This window comes from Actinomadura violacea (genome assembly GCF_017573465.1).
In the GTDB taxonomy this organism is placed as follows: Bacteria; Actinomycetota; Actinomycetes; order Streptosporangiales; family Streptosporangiaceae; genus Spirillospora; species Spirillospora violacea.
Map to the genome: position 1 here is coordinate 175,914 of NZ_JAGEPF010000018.1, position 16,628 is coordinate 192,541.

Annotated in this window: 24 protein-coding genes; 8 read left to right on the forward strand and 16 right to left on the reverse strand. The window is 72.1% G+C overall.

Going from position 1 to position 16,628, the window contains the following annotated elements:
- Window positions 1–20: 20 nt before the first annotated feature.
- From J4709_RS29290 to J4709_RS29300, 3 genes are all read right to left on the reverse strand, one after another.
- Entirely contained in the window at window positions 21–161 is a 141-nt protein-coding gene (locus J4709_RS29290) for a hypothetical protein (protein ID WP_208245108.1), read from the reverse strand.
- 168 nt (window positions 162–329) lie between these two features.
- Complete coding sequence (locus J4709_RS29295; protein WP_208245111.1) at window positions 330–479, reverse strand: hypothetical protein; 150 nt, start codon at window positions 477–479, stop codon at window positions 330–332.
- Between the two features lie 96 nt (window positions 480–575).
- On the reverse strand, window positions 576–1,148 hold the full coding sequence (locus J4709_RS29300; RefSeq protein WP_208245114.1) for a hypothetical protein: 573 nt from the start codon (window positions 1,146–1,148) through the stop codon (window positions 576–578).
- 113 nt (window positions 1,149–1,261) lie between these two features.
- Here J4709_RS29300 and J4709_RS29305 point away from each other — a divergent pair, with 113 nt between their 5' ends.
- The 4 genes from J4709_RS29305 to J4709_RS29320 all read left to right on the forward strand — a co-directional run bounded on the left by J4709_RS29305 (window position 1,262) and on the right by J4709_RS29320 (window position 2,688).
- Window positions 1,262–1,483, forward strand: coding sequence for a hypothetical protein (locus tag J4709_RS29305; protein WP_208245116.1), 222 nt, complete (start codon window positions 1,262–1,264; stop codon window positions 1,481–1,483).
- Window positions 1,480–1,794: a hypothetical protein gene (locus J4709_RS29310; protein WP_208245118.1), complete on the forward strand. Its 315-nt coding sequence runs from the start codon at window positions 1,480–1,482 to the stop codon at window positions 1,792–1,794. The genes J4709_RS29305 and J4709_RS29310 overlap by 4 nt, the downstream gene beginning before the upstream one ends.
- A 370-nt stretch (window positions 1,795–2,164) precedes the next feature.
- Window positions 2,165–2,449 carry a hypothetical protein gene (locus J4709_RS29315; protein WP_208245120.1) on the forward strand — a complete coding sequence of 95 codons (285 nt, stop codon included), beginning with the start codon at window positions 2,165–2,167 and terminating at the stop codon, window positions 2,447–2,449.
- Window positions 2,449–2,688 (forward strand): type II toxin-antitoxin system RelE/ParE family toxin, encoded by a 240-nt coding sequence (locus tag J4709_RS29320; protein WP_208245122.1) that lies wholly within the window; start codon window positions 2,449–2,451, stop codon window positions 2,686–2,688. The genes J4709_RS29315 and J4709_RS29320 overlap by 1 nt, the downstream gene beginning before the upstream one ends.
- A 223-nt stretch (window positions 2,689–2,911) precedes the next feature.
- Here the strand turns inward: J4709_RS29320 and J4709_RS29325 are convergent, their stop codons facing one another.
- Genes J4709_RS29325 through J4709_RS29335 form a run of 3 tightly spaced genes read right to left on the reverse strand, consistent with a single transcriptional unit; the run spans window position 2,912 to window position 4,259 of the window.
- Entirely contained in the window at window positions 2,912–3,277 is a 366-nt protein-coding gene (locus J4709_RS29325) for a hypothetical protein (RefSeq protein WP_208245124.1), read from the reverse strand.
- A complete protein-coding gene (locus J4709_RS29330) occupies window positions 3,258–3,584 on the reverse strand; it encodes a hypothetical protein (protein WP_504740146.1) in 327 nt (108 codons plus the stop codon). Before J4709_RS29330 ends, J4709_RS29325 begins: the two co-directional genes overlap by 20 nt.
- Window positions 3,585–4,259 (reverse strand): hypothetical protein, encoded by a 675-nt coding sequence (locus J4709_RS29335; RefSeq protein WP_208245128.1) that lies wholly within the window; start codon window positions 4,257–4,259, stop codon window positions 3,585–3,587.
- A 150-nt stretch (window positions 4,260–4,409) separates the two neighbouring features.
- Here J4709_RS29335 and J4709_RS29340 point away from each other — a divergent pair, with 150 nt between their 5' ends.
- Both J4709_RS29340 and J4709_RS29345 read left to right on the forward strand, forming a co-directional pair.
- Complete coding sequence (locus J4709_RS29340; RefSeq protein WP_208245130.1) at window positions 4,410–4,694, forward strand: hypothetical protein; 285 nt, start codon at window positions 4,410–4,412, stop codon at window positions 4,692–4,694.
- A 16-nt stretch (window positions 4,695–4,710) separates the two neighbouring features.
- Window positions 4,711–5,289 carry a hypothetical protein gene (locus tag J4709_RS29345; protein ID WP_208245132.1) on the forward strand — a complete coding sequence of 193 codons (579 nt, stop codon included), beginning with the start codon at window positions 4,711–4,713 and terminating at the stop codon, window positions 5,287–5,289.
- 133 nt (window positions 5,290–5,422) lie between these two features.
- Here J4709_RS29345 and J4709_RS29350 read toward each other — a convergent pair whose 3' ends face one another.
- Window positions 5,423–5,923: a hypothetical protein gene (locus J4709_RS29350; protein ID WP_208245134.1), complete on the reverse strand. Its 501-nt coding sequence runs from the start codon at window positions 5,921–5,923 to the stop codon at window positions 5,423–5,425.
- A gap of 146 nt (window positions 5,924–6,069) precedes the next feature.
- The gene (locus J4709_RS29355; protein WP_208245136.1) at window positions 6,070–6,261 is read right to left on the reverse strand and encodes a hypothetical protein; all 192 of its coding nucleotides are present in this window, start codon (window positions 6,259–6,261) and stop codon (window positions 6,070–6,072) included.
- Window positions 6,262–6,343: 82 nt separating this feature from the next.
- Between J4709_RS29355 and J4709_RS29360 the strand changes: the two genes are divergently transcribed.
- Window positions 6,344–6,493, forward strand: coding sequence for a hypothetical protein (locus J4709_RS29360; protein WP_208245137.1), 150 nt, complete (start codon window positions 6,344–6,346; stop codon window positions 6,491–6,493).
- A 196-nt stretch (window positions 6,494–6,689) separates the two neighbouring features.
- On the opposite strand, the gene J4709_RS54975 is transcribed toward J4709_RS29360, so the two are convergent.
- The gene (locus J4709_RS54975) at window positions 6,690–7,658 is read right to left on the reverse strand and encodes a GntR family transcriptional regulator (protein WP_307801638.1); all 969 of its coding nucleotides are present in this window, start codon (window positions 7,656–7,658) and stop codon (window positions 6,690–6,692) included.
- On the opposite strand from J4709_RS54975, the gene J4709_RS29370 reads away from it, so the two are divergent.
- A complete protein-coding gene (locus J4709_RS29370; RefSeq protein WP_208245141.1) occupies window positions 7,615–7,935 on the forward strand; it encodes a hypothetical protein in 321 nt (106 codons plus the stop codon). The genes J4709_RS54975 and J4709_RS29370 overlap by 44 nt on opposite strands.
- Here J4709_RS29370 and J4709_RS29375 read toward each other — a convergent pair.
- The 7 genes from J4709_RS29375 to J4709_RS29405 form a co-directional block, all read right to left on the reverse strand.
- Window positions 7,911–8,144 (reverse strand): hypothetical protein, encoded by a 234-nt coding sequence (locus J4709_RS29375; RefSeq protein WP_208245143.1) that lies wholly within the window; start codon window positions 8,142–8,144, stop codon window positions 7,911–7,913. The two genes, J4709_RS29370 and J4709_RS29375, sit on opposite strands and share 25 nt — an antisense overlap.
- On the reverse strand, window positions 8,141–8,305 hold the full coding sequence (locus J4709_RS29380; protein WP_208245145.1) for a hypothetical protein: 165 nt from the start codon (window positions 8,303–8,305) through the stop codon (window positions 8,141–8,143). Before J4709_RS29380 ends, J4709_RS29375 begins: the two co-directional genes overlap by 4 nt.
- Entirely contained in the window at window positions 8,302–8,478 is a 177-nt protein-coding gene (locus tag J4709_RS29385) for a hypothetical protein (protein WP_208245147.1), read from the reverse strand. Before J4709_RS29385 ends, J4709_RS29380 begins: the two co-directional genes overlap by 4 nt.
- 95 nt (window positions 8,479–8,573) lie before the next feature.
- Window positions 8,574–9,893, reverse strand: a complete 1,320-nt coding sequence (locus tag J4709_RS29390) for a phage major capsid protein (RefSeq protein WP_208245149.1) — start codon at window positions 9,891–9,893, stop codon at window positions 8,574–8,576.
- A gap of 630 nt (window positions 9,894–10,523) precedes the next feature.
- Window positions 10,524–12,899 carry an HK97 family phage prohead protease gene (locus J4709_RS29395; RefSeq protein WP_208245151.1) on the reverse strand — a complete coding sequence of 792 codons (2,376 nt, stop codon included), beginning with the start codon at window positions 12,897–12,899 and terminating at the stop codon, window positions 10,524–10,526.
- A gap of 84 nt (window positions 12,900–12,983) precedes the next feature.
- Window positions 12,984–13,295, reverse strand: coding sequence for a hypothetical protein (locus J4709_RS29400; protein WP_208245153.1), 312 nt, complete (start codon window positions 13,293–13,295; stop codon window positions 12,984–12,986).
- 13 nt (window positions 13,296–13,308) lie between these two features.
- A complete protein-coding gene (locus J4709_RS29405; RefSeq protein ID WP_208245155.1) occupies window positions 13,309–16,611 on the reverse strand; it encodes a hypothetical protein in 3,303 nt (1,100 codons plus the stop codon).
- Between the last annotated feature and the right edge of the window lie 17 nt (window positions 16,612–16,628).

Genomic DNA, 16,628 nt, shown 5'->3' on the forward strand with positions numbered 1-16,628 from the left:
GCGCGCAAAGGATCAGGCGGTCACCAGCACTGGCACCCCTGCTCGCGCTCGGCCGGCTTGTGGTCCACGCAGCATCCGGCCGTGCCGCGCTGGCACGGCTCGGTCTCCTCGCGGTCCCACGCGACGGTGAACGACTCGGCCTGGGTGTCGGTGTGCGGCATCTGCTGCTCCTTGCGCCGGGCCCCGGCTGCTTCTACCGGGGCACACCTTCAATGTATGGTCGGTTAACGATCATCGCAAGGCGAACCGGGCAAAAGATCCACTCCACATGCAGGCGGGCCCGCCCCCCTTGGCGTGGAGGACGGGCCCGCGCGGCGCGGCGGCCGGAGTCACACTGCGTGGAAGACCCCGATGGCCGCGTACGCACAGAAGGTGATCATCGCCAACACGGCCAACAGGGCGGCGAACACGGCCACGATCGCGGTGGTGTCGCGGTCCTTGCCACGGCGGCCGGCCTGGGGCTTGGTGGTGTTCGGCATGCCTGCTCCTTGAGTCCGGGGCCCGGGTGCTTCAACCGGGCACACCCACACCGTATGTAGGGTCGGTTAACGCCCGCAAGGGTGTTTGACCAGGCTTTACCGGCGCATACCCGCCGCCGCCTCACGCAGCGCGCCCGCCATGAAATGCGCCCCCCGGTCCCGCGAGGTGCCCGTCTCCGACTCCGCCGCCCGAGGAAACCTGGTGTACACCTGCGCGACCGCCGCCGCACCCCGCAGCACCGCCGGAGTCGTGAAGATGGTGCGAGCGAGCGCGCCGGGCAGCTCGAAGGACGCGCACCGGCAGTTCGCCCGCTGCTCGATCGGCAGCTCCGGATCGCGCGGGAACCGGGCCAGGTCGTGACGGCCCGGCACCGGCTTCCACCCGCCCTCGGGGTTCCTCGCCTTGCCGTGCTCGTCGCGGCCCTTGCGGACGTACACCACGGCGGGCAGCTTGTACCGCAGGTTCGCCGGGATCATCTGCGCGTCGGTCTCCCGGTGGGAGTACCGGACTCGCTCGTCGTGCGCCGTCACCCACAGCTTGCCGGGCGGCGCCAACCGCTGGGCGGCCCGCTGCACCCGCTCGGCCAGCCGCCCGGCGGCGGGCAGCCCGATCCGCATCGCCACCTTCTGGTCCAGGTCCCGGTCCAACTCCACCCGCGTCACGCCCATGACCAGCATGCTCGCCGCCCCGCCGCCTACCGTCACCCTGTACAGCCCGCGACAACCGGCCATACAATTCCACGGCCGGAGGTGAAGCACCCTCCGGCGGACGAGGAGCCCTCATGTTGACCAGCCTGGACGCCTGCCGCCACTGCCGCCTGACGCTGCGCGAAGACCCGCGCGACCCGTTCACCTTCCCCATGCACGCCCAGCGCTACAACGCTGTGGCCGGCTGGCACGCCTGGACGCCCCCGACCCAGCAGCAGATCCTCGCCCGCATGCGCGCCCGCCGCGAAGTCGAGCTTGCGGCCCGCGCCGGACGGCGGCCCCGGGTCCTGCCATGACAGCGCCGTCCTGGGGCGGCCGGTACGTCGTCGCCGTCGAGCGCGTCGACTGGTGGGCGCTGCGGCACGCCCTGCCCCGCCCCACCCTGCCGCTGCATCTCATCGAGCGCGCGCCCGCCATGTGCGAGACCGTGCAGGTGCTGCCGCTGCTGGTGATGGGCACCGCGATGCTGGACTTCTGGGGCGAGGAAAGCACCTGCCCGGCGTGCCGCACCGCGATCGCCGCCGCCGAGGCCGCCCGCCCCGCCGAGAGCAGCGACGACAGCGGCGGGACGGGCGGCGGCAGCGGGGGCGCTGCGCGGGGCGGGTGACGGCCGACGGGGGATCGAAATCGCCACCCGCCCCTCAGAAGGTTCCACGGGCTCGGCACGGACCCGCACGGAACACCCTGCAAGGCTCACACGCAGCCGCGGCTAACGTCGCGGCCTGCCCTGCCCGCCGCTGTAAAAGGTTGTGCGCCGCTGTCAGTGATCGCACGACCGGTTGCCGCCCGCCACCGGATGCGGTCCCATGGACTCGTTCCTGTCTGGTGACACCCCAGCGAGTGCACGGAATGGCCGAGACCGGCCCCGCCCGGACGCTAGCCCGTCCGGGCGCCCCCGGGCGCGGCGCTTGCTCCGCCCGCCCGGCGGAAACGGGCTGGTCCCGGCGCACCGGCCGCGCATGTCCTACCATCGCGGTATGGACGAGCGCGTGCGCATCGACGGCAGCGAGATCACCGAGGCGATCCGTGACGCCCGTGGCGGGCACCCGAAGATCGTCTCCGACCACGAGGGGAACGAGGCCGTCGTGATCTCCCGCGACGCCTACGAGGAGCTGGAGCGGCTCCGCCTGGAAGCCCAGCGCCGCGCCGTCCGCGAGCGGCTCAGCCGAGCCGACGCCGGTGAACCCGCCCGGGTGTTCACCGACGCGAACGAGATGTTCGCCGTCGCCGCCGCCGACCGGCGCGCCCGCAACGTCGCCTGATGCCGCAATCGGTCCGCTGGCTGCCCGAAGCGTGGATGCAGCTCGTCGCGCTGCCCGAGACGCTGCACAAAGAGGGCCTGTCGGCCGCCGCGATGCTGATGGTGAATCCGCACCCGGACGACGCCGAGCCGGACGCCGAGATCCCCGACACGTTCGTGTTGCGGCGCGGCATGGTGCGGATCTTCTATCGCGTGGTCGGTACCGACGTCGACGTGGCCGGGATCTGGCCGAACAGCTGACCTGCCGCTCCGGCGCACCGCCGGTGTCCAAGACTGTAAAAGTCCGCCCATCGTCGTCCACGTCCGTCCACCTGGTTGCCGCCCGGCGCGGCGTGCGGTGCCATGGACGCAACGCGCCTCGCAGGCGCGGGTGGGATAGGAAGCCGGGGCCAGCCCACGCAGCTCGGACGCTGTCTTGTCCGGGCGCCCCGGGCTCCACGGGGGCTGCATCCCTCGCCGGGGGCTACGGGCTGGTTCCGGCCTCCGTGCGCCGGTTGGCCTCCACCCGGATGTAGTCCACGGCCGGGTCGACGCTGTGGGTGATGAGGTCCGCGGACGTCACCAGGAACGCCGTCGTCTCCGTCCCGTCGCCGGCGACCTCCACGACCAGGTCGCCCTGGTTCAGCGGCCACCCGGCGGGGTCGACCGCCAGCCGCCACGTACGGTCGCCCTCCTGCCCGCGCGGGGTGTCGGGGCCCTCCATGGCCCGGCCCGGCCATGGTCCCCGCAGCGGCCCCCACCCGGCCGGGAAGACGTCGCCGTGCGCGTCGCGGGCGCCGGCCTGCTGCGCACGGACCCCGAGCACGCGGTCAGCCAGCAGAACCGCCACCGTCACCCTCCGGCCGCACCGTCCGCGTCGCGCTCCGCCACACCGGAGGCGGCCCGTCGCCGATGCGCACGTACCGGCGCCACAGCCCGCCCGCCGTCTGGTTGTCGAGCCACACCAGCCGCGTCGCGCCGTTGTGCCCGTGGATGGCCTCCACGTCGTCGATGGAGTCGGCGACCGAGGTGGTGGCGGTGTCGGTGTTCCACCTGTAGGCGCACCGCCCGTCCGGGAACTCCACACCCCAGACGACTACGCCCTCACCGGAGATCCCCGACACGTCCACGTCGCGGACCAAAATCCACCGCCGCACCTAGAACCCCCCGCCGTAAGGCCACTCGTACGCCCAGTCGCGGCACGGCCACCAACCCGGCCCCAGCGGCGTCGGCCGCTGGTAGACGCGGCGGCCGGCGATGCGCCACCGGTCGCACGACGACAGCGGCGGCACCTGCCCCACCCCGTCCGCGGCCCCCGCGCCGCCGCCCGGCGGCACCGCGTAGGTGTCGGAGTAGGTGACCGACTGCCCGTCCACGGACAGGTTCGTGATCTGCCGCGCCAGCTCCGGAGCGACCCGCTTGAACCAGGCCCGCACCTCCGGCGAGTAGATCGCCGCCGCCCGCACGTACCGGCGCAGCGGCGCCAGGTCCGGATCGTTCGCGCCATCCAGCCCGGCGATGTACTCCACCGTGTACAGGCCCGTCGGGTCGCCGTCGGCGTCGGTCTCCTCGGTCACCGTGGTGACCGACTGCACCGGCGTCTCCGACAGCCGCCACTCGTCGGCGCCCGGGTACCGGTACCGCCGCACATGCTGGTCGGTGTACGCGCGCGGCGCCACCGGCCTCCCCAGATACGCCTCCAGCCCGGCCTGCCCCTCGGCGATGGCCTGCTCGATCAGCCACTCGTCGTCGGGGTCCAGCGGGCGCGGCACCCCCAGTCGGCGGGCGATATCGTCGGCCGACACGATCAGCGTGGGCGCGGGCTCGGGCACGTGCGTCACGGTGCCCGACCAGCACCGTTAACGTCGCGGCCTACCCGGCACCATGATCGGCGGGCCCCCTTGCGAACGTTAACCGACCCTACATATGGTGAAGGTGTTGCCCCGGGAGAGCACCCGGGGCGGGATTCAAGGAGACGCCTTATGGAAGCGCGCGACGACGCCCTCTGCCTGGACTGCAACGAGCCCGCCGGGTTCCTCGGCCCCATCAACCCCGACGGCTACCACGACGCATGCGACCCCGAGCTGACCGCGTTCATCAAGGCCGAGGAGGCGCGGGGCCCGCTGGCGTTCTGCCCCGACACCCTGCCCTGCTACGACGACGAATGCGAAGGCCAGGACCGTACCGTCGTCGCCCTCGGCAGCACCGTCGACCGCGCCGACCCCACCGAGACCTACCGGCTGGCGTGCGGCCACACCGCCGCCTGAAAAAAGGGGGAGCCCGATGGCCGTCATCTTCACCGACCCCTACACCAAGACCCGCACCGTCCGCTTCGACGGAGCCGTCCTGGACCTGCACGAACAGAACCTCATCGACGACTCCTACTTCCACGCCATCGTCTGGGACGCCGCCGCGCAGACCGTCACCTCGATCGAGTACGGCGCCACCGCCTACGCCGCCACCGGCCGCGCCGAGGTCGACGCCACCGACGACGTGCGGGCCGCCGCCCGTGCCTGGGCGATCATGGCCACCAAGGACACTGTCCGCGCCGACCACCGCGCCCTCATCACCGAAGGCACCGCGGTCCGCAGCCTCACCAGCCGAGGCAAGGCCAAGGGCCTGGAAGGGAAGGTCGAGCGCATCATCGACTCCAAGCACGACGACCCCTTCACCGCCCGCAACGACCCGACGAAGGTGGCGCTGGTCGTCGACGAGAAGTCGGACCGCCGCGCATGGGTGCCCACCGGCCGGCTGGAGGTCACCACCCCCATCAGCGAGCAGCAGGTGACGGCCCTGGCCGTGCGCATGGTCGACGAGCGCGGCGCCGCCGACATCTACCGCCGCCGCCGGTTCCGCCGCTGAACAACGCCTAACAGCAGACGGCGCGGGCGCCCTTCCCCCGAGGAAGGGCGCCCGCGCTCTGTATGTACGGCGGGGACCCGCCCACCCCACACGAAACGGGGACCCGCCGTACGACTATGGAAGCGCTCGCGCGCTAGATCGCCGAAGCGCGCGGCTCCGGCTCCGGCTCCTCGGCCACGGCCCGCAACGCGTCCCGCACCTTCAGCGCCTGCTGCACCGGCACCACCGCACCCGCCGGGTAGAACAGCTGGCTGGTGGGCGTGGACGCCTCCGGGTAGGTGAACTCCCGCAGCACCTGGCGCGGCACCGTCGCCATGTGCGACGGCGACTCGGCGGCCGGGAACTCGTACAGCGTCTCCGGGTCGATGTCGTTGCCCGCCAGGTCGTGCAGCCGCACATGCCGCGCACCCGGCGGCAGCATCAGCGCCGCGTTCGCCGCCACGAAATCGGTCGACGACTCCGGGTGCCCCAGCCGCCGCGGCTTGGACTCCGGCGCCTCCAGCGGCGCCGCGTTCGACGGCTCGGCCTCCGACGGCACGACGTCCCCGGGCTGGGGGTCCTCGGACTGGGGGTCGACCGTGGCCTCTTCGTCTGCGGCCTTCGCCGTTGCCGCCTTGGTCTTACGCTCGGCCACGGTGCGCTCCTCACGTCCGGCCGGATGTCGCAAGCCAAGCTAGAAGGCCGCCGGCCTTAACGTCGCGCCCTGCCCCCGGGCACACAGAACGGCCCCGGAAAGCCGTGCTTCCCGGGGCCGCGCCGCACCGTTCAGTCAGGGGAAGATCAGTGGTCCACCTTCACCGCGACGACGCCGTCCACGGCGTCCACCGTCGGCAGCAGCGTCCGGTACCTGCCGTCCAGGGTCGAGAGCATGACCGGGGCGGTGCCGGGGACCGGGCGGGTCTGGCCGCCGTCGCCGTCCCGCAGCGCCGTCAGCTGCTCGATCAACCGGTCCAGGGTGAGGTGCCCGTCCATGCCTGCTCCTTGACGTCGGGCCCGGGTGCTTCAACCGGGCACACCCTCATTGTATGTATGGTCGGTTAACGCATCAAGGAGGGTGGCCAGGACGTTAACCAGCGGGAACGCCTACCGTGCCGGACCGTGCCCCGGGGACCGGCCCCGGGCGGAAGGAGGACCCGTGTTCCACCACTTCCATCACCTGGTCGACCTGGCCGCCGTGCTCGCCGCGCACCTCACCGTCCTGTAGACCCCGGCAGGCAGCAGAACGGCCCCGCCGCCCGGCCCACAGAACCGGAACGCCAACAGCGGGGCCGTCTGCCTCATACCCAACCAACAGGGCGCCGACCCGACGAAGGCGCCCGAGCCACGGTAACCCGCACCCACCCCAGACCAGAGCCGACGCAACGGAACTAAACGACTCGCCCCCGGCTGCCCGGCCGGGCCTACATCCAGCGGTCCGCGGCTACCACGAACTCGCCGAACTCCAGCACCATGCCGTTGCCCTCGTACCAGGTGTTCTGGCCGTACAGCACCGGGTCGCCAGCCGCCACCCCGAGCCGCTCGGCCTCCACCTCGCTCGCGCGCCGCGCGCACACCCGGTCGGTGTCCCGCTCCACCTGCCGCCCCGTCTTCTCCAGGACGATGCCGATGGTCCCGCCGCGGATACGGTCGGTCGACAGCAGCTCAGGCACCAGCCCGGCCAGGTCGCCCGGCATCCACGAGACCGAGTACGTGACCGGCACCTCGCCCCGGAACGTCACCCGCTCCCGCCGTATCACCGCCCCGCCGGTCTGAATCCCCATCACCAGCGCGACATGCTCAGGCGCCCTCACCAGCTCCGAGGAGTACACCTGCGCCCGGTCCGACGGCGGGTAGATCCGGCCCGTCCGCCGCACCGCGTCCAGCCGCTCGCGCGGCGTGTACGTCGACGTCAGCCCGAACAGCACCCGCGTTCCCCGGTTCGAGGTCTCCACCAGCCCCTGCGCCGCCAGCCGCCGCACCGCCTTCGCAGCGGTGGTGAACGCCACCCCGTACTCCTCCGCGATCTCCCGCACCGGCGGCAGCCACGACCCGTCGGGAAGCTCACCACTCTTTATCTGGGCAGTGATCTTGTCCACGATCTGGAGATAGGGCGGCTGCGGCCGATCCAGACGCGGCTTCACAGCAATGTCCTCCAAGCGCACAAAGGGGGGAGTGGCCCACAGATTAGCCCACGTGCGCGCTTGTGCGCGATGTAGGACGCGCACAACCCACCAACCCGCAACCCCCCAAAGACACGGGGTTGTCACCCCTTCACCAGGCATGCATACTGGGGCGCGTGCGCGGGCCGCACACAGGGCGCACAAACGAGCGGCGCAGGAGGGAAACGTGAACACGACCAGCACCGCGGTCGACCTCAACACCCTGACCATCGCCCTCTACGCCACCAAGGCGCACACCCACAACGGCCGCCTGGACGACGCCACCTTCGACACCTACGTCGCCGAAGGCACGGCCGCCCTCGGCCCCGCCCACATCGCCGCGCTCGCCCGCCAGCTCAACGGCCTCGACTTCGCCTGGGCGCACGGCCAGCTCACCGACGACGACCGCGACGCTCTGCGCGCCGCCGTCCTGCCCAAGCTCCCCGACGCCACGCACCCCGACCTGCACCGGCTCGAACGCTGCTACCAGCACGCCCTCGGCGGTTGAGCCTCCGGCCGCGTCTGCTCGGGGCACGGCCACCCCTCCACCTCGTCGGCGGGCGGCGCCGCCTCCACGTACATCACCAGCAGCATCTCCGGGAACTGCGCGGCCAGCGCTGCACGCACCCGCTCGGCCAGCGCCTCGGCCTCAGCCTGCGGCACCTCGGCGTCGTACCACTCCGCCAACACCCGCACCCGATGCCCGCCGCCGCTCACCGCGTCTCCAAGCGGTCATGCCACCCCTGGTGGTCATCCAGGCGCCCGGCCCGCACCAGCGCGAAGCACACGGGGCACTCAGCCACCGCGACCGCCGTGCCGTACCCCGTCACGGCCAGGAACGGGTCCGCGTCGTCCTCCTGGTACGCGCCCCCACTCACTTCACCTCCAGCCACACATCCCCCGTCGCCATCATCCGGTGTTCCTCGACCTCGTAGCCGAGCTTCTCCACCCGTGCGACCAGCGCCCGGTCCGGGCCCCAGAACCCGGTCCCCTCCACGCGCACCTCACGGCCCCGCAGCGGCTCCGCCCGCACCCACACCGTCTCGCCCATCGCCCCGGCACCTCCCCGTCTCGCCGGGGAGCGTACAGGGGCGCGAGTGGCCCGCACCGCTGAGAGCGATGCGGGCCACGTTTGTGCAGGTCAGACTAGGCAGGCGTGGTCAGAGAACCGGCCACGAAGGACTCAGGACGATCAACCACCAGACCCAGGCGCTCCTCGCACCTCAAGGTCACAGCGTTCCTCTCGAAGAGGTCCCTGTTCTCCGTCGAGACCTGGATGTTGACCTGCTCGCGGTCGTAAAGCTTGGCGCCGGTGCCGAACGCGCCGAGCAGGTAGCGGCCCTCGGTCATCGCGGGGGTGTCGATGATGTTCATCCGCCAGACGCGCTGCTCGCCGCCGACGGCGACGTTGACGGCGAGGCGGTAGGCGCCGGTGGAATCGCGCTCCAGCTCCAGGTCCTCCCAGTCGAGCGGGTGCATGACGATGCCCGTGGGGACGAAGTAGGCGAGGATCGCGCGGGTCATGGCGCGGCGGAGCTGGGCGGTGCGCGGGTCGGCGGAGTCGCCGGTGTACACCTGGATGCCCGGGGTGTTCATGATCCCCGTCAGATTGTCCCCGCTCCCGTCGCCCCAGAGGATCTGGAAGTCCTCCTGCATCTTGATGCCGTCGGTCAGGTCCCGGTCGATGATCCCGCGCATGCGCGGCTCGTCGGCGAGGGTCTGCTTGTGGACGTACATGATGTGCGCGATCGTCGCCAGCGGGTAGGTGACGGGGACGATCGTCAGGTCCGACTTGGGCTTGAGGCCGTACACGTCGGACGGCCCGCCGGTCGCCGGCCCGCCGTTGGAGGCGGTGCGCTCGGGGACGACCGCGGCGTTGTTCGTGAACCCGGTCTCCCTGATCCCGTGGAGCAGGTTGGCCGTGGTGGTCTCGACGGGGAACAAGTCCCTGACGCGGCCGGGCCGCAGCATCCGCGGGGTGAACCCGAGGTCCTGCTGGGTGCCGAGCGTGGGCAGGGAGTACGACCCGGCCATGGCCGAGTAGATGTCCTTGGTCTCCACGAACCGCGCGATGGACTGGTCGAAGGCGGCGACCTGGCCGAAGCGGCGGAAGTCGGACTCCTTCATCTCCATGTAGGCGTCGGAGTCGAGCCACTGGTCCGACAGGCTCTTGCGCTGCATGCCGGTGCGGGCGGTCTCGGTGGCCTCGGCGGCGGCGGCCGACTCGCCGCCGGGCTGCTTGAGGAACTCGAAGACGCCGGCGGCCTTCTCCTCGGCGACGATCAGGTTCTTGATCTCCTCGGCGTCGCCGATCGCCTTGAGGTAGGCGGTGTGCTGGTCGGTGTCGACCACCACGGTGTCGCCGTCGACGCTCCAGGCGTTGGAGATGTTCTCGATCTCGGCGGCCTTGGTCTGGAGTGCCGCGTTGAGTTCCTTGAGACGGTCCTTGGTCTCGCTCTTGGGCATGTCGGTGCTGCTTTCTGGCGTGCGGCAGCGCGGCCCGTGGGGTGCGGGCCCAACAGGGTTGGGCGGCCCGTGCCAGGGCGGTCTTGTGTATGCCGCTCGCCCGGTCAGCACCGGGACGATCTCGGTCTGGGAGGGACGGTAGAGGGGCGGTGTGGTTTGTGTCGCGTCCTGCCCGGGGGTCGGGTTCGCGGAGGCGGTTCGTACCTGGGTGCGAAAATAGGTGCAAGTTGCCCGCCCAAATCACGCCACGGACGGCGAGGGGTCGGCTACCTTACGGAGTGCGTTCGCGGGTGTTCCGGGGGTTTCGAGCCCGTCCTTCCTGCTTCCTGGGGAGCTTGGGGCTCGATGGCGAAGACCGGCGGACGCACGGGGGGAAACCGGGGAAGTGCCCGCGCGCCGGGCACGGCGCCGGGGCGACCATCACGTAGCAATGTCACGCCCGGGTCGGTCGCCCACGGACGCCCCGACTTGCGCGCGGCTCCGGCCCGATGACCTGGTTCGGGGGGACCATCACCGGGCCGGGCCGCGCGCACTGCCCCTCCCTCAAAGCCCCCGCCGCCGGTGGCGGGCCCGACCAGCGAAACGGGCCCGCCACCAGGTGGCGGGCCCGCCAGCCCCCGATTCGGCCGCTCAGCGGCGCGCGTGGACGTCAGCGAGGATCCGGTACGCGCGGGCGTGCACCGACGGGTCCACCACGCACTTCCCGGCCGGGATGCTCTCACCCCGCGCGCTCGGCGCGGTGGAGTCCTGCTCGGACGGCGGCTGCTCCTCCGGCTCCTGCTCGTCCGGCTCCCCGATCTCGATGCCCGCCACCTTCAGCACCGCGACCAGGTGCTCCACCGCCTGCTTGAGGCGGGTGGCGTTCGCGCCCGACAACACCTTCCCCGCCTTGGTCTCCAGCCCGGCGACGTCCAGCAGCGTCTTCACACCGGCCGCGACGTCGTCGACCATCGCCGGGAACGGGCCCAGGTCGGCGCCGTCGCCCGACACCCCGCCGTGGTCGACCGCGATACGCACCGGCACCGGCTCGCCCATCTCCACGCCGTCGCCGGCGACGGTGTACGGGATCTCGAACGAGACCGCCTTCCCGTCCCCGCCCGCCGGGTACCGGGTGGCCACCACCCGGTCGGGCCAGGTGCCCAGCAGCTCCACCAGCCCCGGCTCCTCGCCGTCGGCCAGCAGCCCGGCGGCGGCCGCCTGCAGCTCGTCGTGGAGCTGCTCGAACGACCCGGGCAGATGCGCCTTGACCCGCGTCCACCCGTCCAGCGTGTCCTTCTTCGCTGCGTCGCCGGCGCGGCGGGCGGCGGTGCGGGCGTGCGAGGTGGCCTTCAGCTTCTCCCACTCGGCGACCGCAGCCGCGGCCTTCGCGCGGGTCTCGGGGGTGACGCCGCCGCCCCCGGCCGCCCACTTCTTCACCGCCGCGATCGCCGTGGGGATCGCCTGCCCCAGCGGCATCCCCTTCTCCTCGTGCAGGTCCTTGGCGATGTGCTGGATGTAGGCGGGCAACTGCCCGGCCAGCTCCACCCAGTTCTTCTTCGGCGAGGAATCCAGCGGCTCGTGCCGCATCTTGCCCTCGGCGCCGCCCTGCCACCGGTACGGCTCGCCTTCCAGCCGGCCGACGACCTCGCCGACGACCTCGGCGAGGATCTTCTGCTCCGGCGACCAGGACAGCGCGATGCTCTTCTTGCCGCCGCTGTCCTTCTTCCACCCGTCGGGGATCAGGTCGGGGCGGTTGAGGGCGAACGCGCGCTTCATGATGTGCGCGCGGATCTTCTCCTTGTCGCCGGGCGCGGACCCGAACGCGCGGATGGCGGCGCGCAACTCGTCGACGTTGGTGATCTTCCAGGTGTCGGAGTCGCCGCCGGGAGTGGTCGCGCGCGAGCCGGAGCCGGACTTGGGGGCCGGCTTGCGCTTCATGCCGGGGGGCAGGCCCTTGGACTCCTCCGTCCCGGCTCCGTCGCCCTCAGCGCCGCCGTCGCCCTGCGCGGGTTCCGCGGTCTCCTCGGTGGGCTCGGTGTCGCCGGCGGGCTCGTCCTGGCCCTCGTCGGGCCCGTCGTCGGTGCCCCCGTCGTGCACCTCGTCGGTGTCCTCGGCCTGACCGTCGTTGTCGTGCACCGCGCCGCCTTCGGCCGGTGCATCCTCGGCGGGCTCGTCGTCCTGCGCCGCGCCGTCGGGCCCGTGCCCGTCTACGGGCTGCGCGTCCGGCGGGCCCGGCACCTCCACCCCGCCGTCTTGCTCCGCGCCGTCCTGGCCGGTCTCCTCGGTGTCGGCCGCGAGCGCCTCGGCGACCGCCTCGGCCTCGGCGAGCGCGTCCAGCACCGCCGCCGCCTCGGCGACCGCGTCACCGTCCGCGGGCTCCGCGTCCGCGGGCTCGGCGTCCGCGGGCTGGTCCTCGACGTCGCCGGCGACCGAAGCGGCCTTCACCGAGAGCGTCCCCGACAGCGACGCCGCCCCGAACAGCACCGGCGAGTACTCGAACAGGTCGACTTCCTTGATGCGGCGGACGCCGTCCTTGGCGCGCGACGACTTCCCCGCCGGGACCTTGTAACCGATCGACCATTCGCACTCGTCGCCGAAGAACTTCACGTTCTCGTAGGCGCTCTTGCCCTCGTTGGTGGCCAGGTTGTACCGGGTCCGCACGTACAGGCCGCCCGCCTCCACCGGCCACTGCTTGCCGATCTTCTTGGCGTACTCGGCGAGCCGCGGGTCCCCGGGCATCAGCTCTTCCACGTGCTCGGTCCGCGACGCCCACTGCTTCCAGTCGTGGGAGAAGATCCCCTTGGGGCGGCGCCGCGCGAGCGTCGCCTTGTAGGCGCCGGGCTCGATGATGTCGTGGTCGTTGTCGACCACCCCGGTCACCGACACGATCGCCTCGACCACACCGGTCTCGTCGTCGGTGCCGATGACCCCGGAGTCGGCGCCGGTCTCGGCCGGGCCGGCGACCGCCGTGGCCGTCTTGTATTCCAGCCCCGGCGTACCGGCGAACGCGACCGATCCAGTCCCCACGGGCACGCAGCCCCTCTCGCGAACCTGGTGGGGTGGTTCGTGTCACCGCGAGGGTAGGGACGGCGCCCGGCTAACGTCGCGGGCTCAGAACACGGCACCGTCGGGCGGCGGGTTGCCGTCCTCGTCGGTGGCGTCGAACACGTCCGGCACGTCGTCGCCGGTGACGGTGGCGACGGTGGTGAGCATGAACAGGGCGGACAGCACGCTGGCCGGGTCGCCGGTGTCCAGCGGCGCCGCCGCCGAGGTGGGCGACGCCTGCACCTGCGTCTCGGCGCTGGAGGCGAGCAGGTCGAGCACGTTGTCCGAGCCCGACACCACCCCGAACGCGGGCTTGGGCCCGCCGACGTCGATCTGGTAGCCGACGCCGTCTTCCATCAATCCGGTCACGGTGAACACGTGGGGTGTCCTTTCACAGAGTGGCCAGGACGCCCAGCAGCCATTGCCGCAGGTCGTCGTCGAGATACAGCGAACCGGCGGTCAGCGACTCCTTCGCGGTGGTGAACACCTCGTAGTTGCGGCCCCCGTAGTCCTTGCCGGTGTACAGCTCGGGGAAGTCGTCCTTCCACGCCTTCTCGTCGTCCCCGCCATAGATGGAGACCTTCGGGGGCCGGGTCCGCGACCCGATCGGGCCCGTGGCGGTGCGGTCCCACATCAGCGCCTCCTCTGCCGCCACCAGCCCGGGAACCGACTCCTCCATCTCGTGGCCCAGCTCATGATCGGCAACGTTCGCCGACGCCGTCTCCCGCACCCCAGGCCCGCCGTCGATCTTGTCGCGGCCGGGGGACAGTGCGATCGTCGTCTCCTCCCAGCCGTTGCGGTGGTAGCCGCGGTCCACCTTCTTCAGGACGATGTCGTTCTTGCGCTTCCCGCGCCGCGCCTTGGACTTGTTCAGCCAGTCGGTGGGGTAGCCGGCCTCGGCGAACCGCATCGCCTTCACCAACGGGTCGGACTCGCTCTTGACGCCGCCGCGCGGCCCCACGTACGTCAGCTTCGCGCCGCCGACGCCGGTGTCGCGGACCTCGTTCAGCAGGTCCAGGCTGTGCTTGCGGCGGATGGCGGCGCGCTTCTTCTGCGTCAGCTCCCCGGCCACCTTCAGCGTCGCCATCTCCTTCTGGAACCGCATGAACTCCTTGAACTGGGGTTCGGCGAACCGGTCGCCGGCGTCGCGGGCCTGCGACATCAGGCGGCGCAGCCGGAAGAACTCGGGGGTGCCGGACTCGGACTCGTCCATCGCGGTGATCAGCGCCAGATACGACGGGTAGCCGTGCTGGCGGGCGAACGCGTTGCGGCCGTTGGTGCGGTCGTCCTCCATGTTGGCCTTGGCGCGGTCGGCGAGCTTGCGCAACCGGGCCCGCTCGCCGTCGTCCTCGTTGCTCTGGAGCTTGGCGATGTCGGCGTCGATGCGGCGCTGCAGCTCGGCGTCCATGTCCTTCCCGGCCGCCCGCACCACCGCCAGATGCGTCATCGCGATCTCGCCCGGCCCGCCGTCCTCGGCCCGGTCCCGGACGACGCGGGTGACCTCCTTCGGCTGCGGCGCCCGGCCGGCCTCCAGGTCGGCGAGCCTGACCTGGTCGAAGCCCTGCATGCGGACGGTCTTGGCGCCGAACCGGGCGCCGAGCGCGTCCCGGTAGGCGTTCATCCGGGTCTTGAGGTCGGTGCCCTCCGGCAGGTCGGGGACCTTCGCCGCCGTCGCGGTGGCGCCCGTGCCGCCCCTGAGGTCGGGGGCGATCGTGGCGAGGAACTCCGACGCCTTGGCGTAGTCGGCGGAATGGTGGCTGCCGGAGTCGACCAGCGTGTTCACCACGTTCCGCATCCGGCCGTAATCCGCGGTCCCGTCGGGGGTCTGTTCGGTGTTGCGGAGCGAGTCCAGCACCCGCGCCATGGCCCGCTTGCGGCCCTGCACCGCCGCGTCGCGCATCAGCGGCACGAGCTGCTCCTGCAGCGCCGTCAGGTCGTGCACGTCGCCGCCCGGCGCGATCTGCCTGGCCACGTTGGTGGCGCCGAGGGCCACCTCCCGGTCGAAATGGCCGACCTCGGAGAGTTCGAGGTGACTCTTCAGAACCCCTTCAGCCTTCTTGACGACCTGCTCGCGGGTGGCGACCGGCATCGTCGCCGTCAGCTCGTCGATCAGTTCCTGCGCCCGCTGCGCGGCGCGGCGCTGCGCCTCCTCGTCGGCCATCTCCAGCTCGTGCCGGATGTTGACGGCCAGCATGCGGCGCTGCGCGGCCGCCTTCTCCGCCGCGATCCGCTCGGCGGCGCCCGGCCCGCCCTCGGCGACCCGGATCAGTTCTTCGCTGTGGGCCAGCTCGACGGTGTTGCCCCTGCCGTCGTCGCTGCGGAACCCCACCAGCCAGCGGGGGTCGTTGCGGGGGCCCGAACGGGTGATGCTCACGACCACACCCGTCCGGGTCCGGTCGAACCCGGCCTGGTAGGTGAACCGGTCGCCGAGCTTCAGCTTGTCGGCGGTGATGGTGGCGGGCTTGTCCTCGGGCAGCACCGAGTCCCACGGCTGCGCCTGCGAGGCGTCGCCGCGCCGGGTGCGGACCACGCTGGGGTAGCCGGACCCGTCGCCGCGCAGCAGTTCGGTGGTGCCGCCGTTGCCGCCGCGCTTGACCTTCACCTTGAAGTGGCCGGGCGTCCACGATGTCACCGACTCCACCTCGGCGTCGGTGCCGTCGCCCAGGTCGATGCGGTCGCCGGGCCGTAGCCGGTCGGGCGTCAGGTGCTCCCGGCCGCCGGACGGCTTGGGCGGCACCGGCACCGGGTCGGGGGCGTCGGGCAGCAGGTACACGTCCGACGTCGGGTGGACCAGGCGCTCCTCCTGCGACCCGTCGGGCGCCTCCAGCTGCATCTTGTACTGGCCGTAGAACTCCTGCGAGGCGACGACCTTGCGGACGTCGGCGGTGCCGCCCCGTCCGGGCAGCGCGATGGTGTCGCCCTCCACCACCTCGCCCGGGTGCGCCTTCTGCGCGTTCTTCTGCGCGGGGACGTGTTCCTGCCTGATGCCGGTGAGGGCGTGCGACACGGTGTCCATCCGGACGGCGATGCGGTCCAGCACCCGGCCGCGCGCCGCCGGCTCCTTGGCCTTGCGGGCGCGCAGCGCGTCGCCGAGCGCCTGCGCCTGGTCCGCGGTGAGCGGCCGCTTGCCGCGGACGGCCGCCGCGGCGTCGCGCAGCACTGGCGGGTGCCCTCCGTCGGGGGAGTCGAAGCCGTACTCGTTGATGGTGTTGCGGTAGGAGGTGGTGAGGTCGGGCCGCAGCGTCGCCGGCGACGCGGGCGCCTTCACCGGCTCCGGCGTGAGCTTGGCCGCGCCGCCGTGGTCCTGGCGGCCACGGGCCTCACGCTCCTGGTCGACGGCGTCGCGGCCCATCACCCCGGGCGGCCCGGCGTCCGGGCGGTCCTTGCCGGTGGTGACCAACTGCTGCGGCGGAACCCGCACCACCATCCCGTCGGAGTCGCGCTCCACCAGCAGCCGATTGGAGCGGCCGCCTTCGCGGCCGATGACGCGGCCGAGGCCCTCGTGCATGCCGCCGGTGATGCGCACCTCGGCGTTCTTGCGGATGAACCGGCCGCGCGCGTCCCTCGGGTGCTTCTTGGGGTCCCAGTCGCCGAACCGGTCGCCCTCCGCCTTCGTCGCGGTGAGGTGCACACCGTTGCGCGTCCACGTCATCGCGGTGCGGTAGGTGACGCCGTCGCGGGTCCACTCGCGCACCCCGGCCCCCTCCGTTT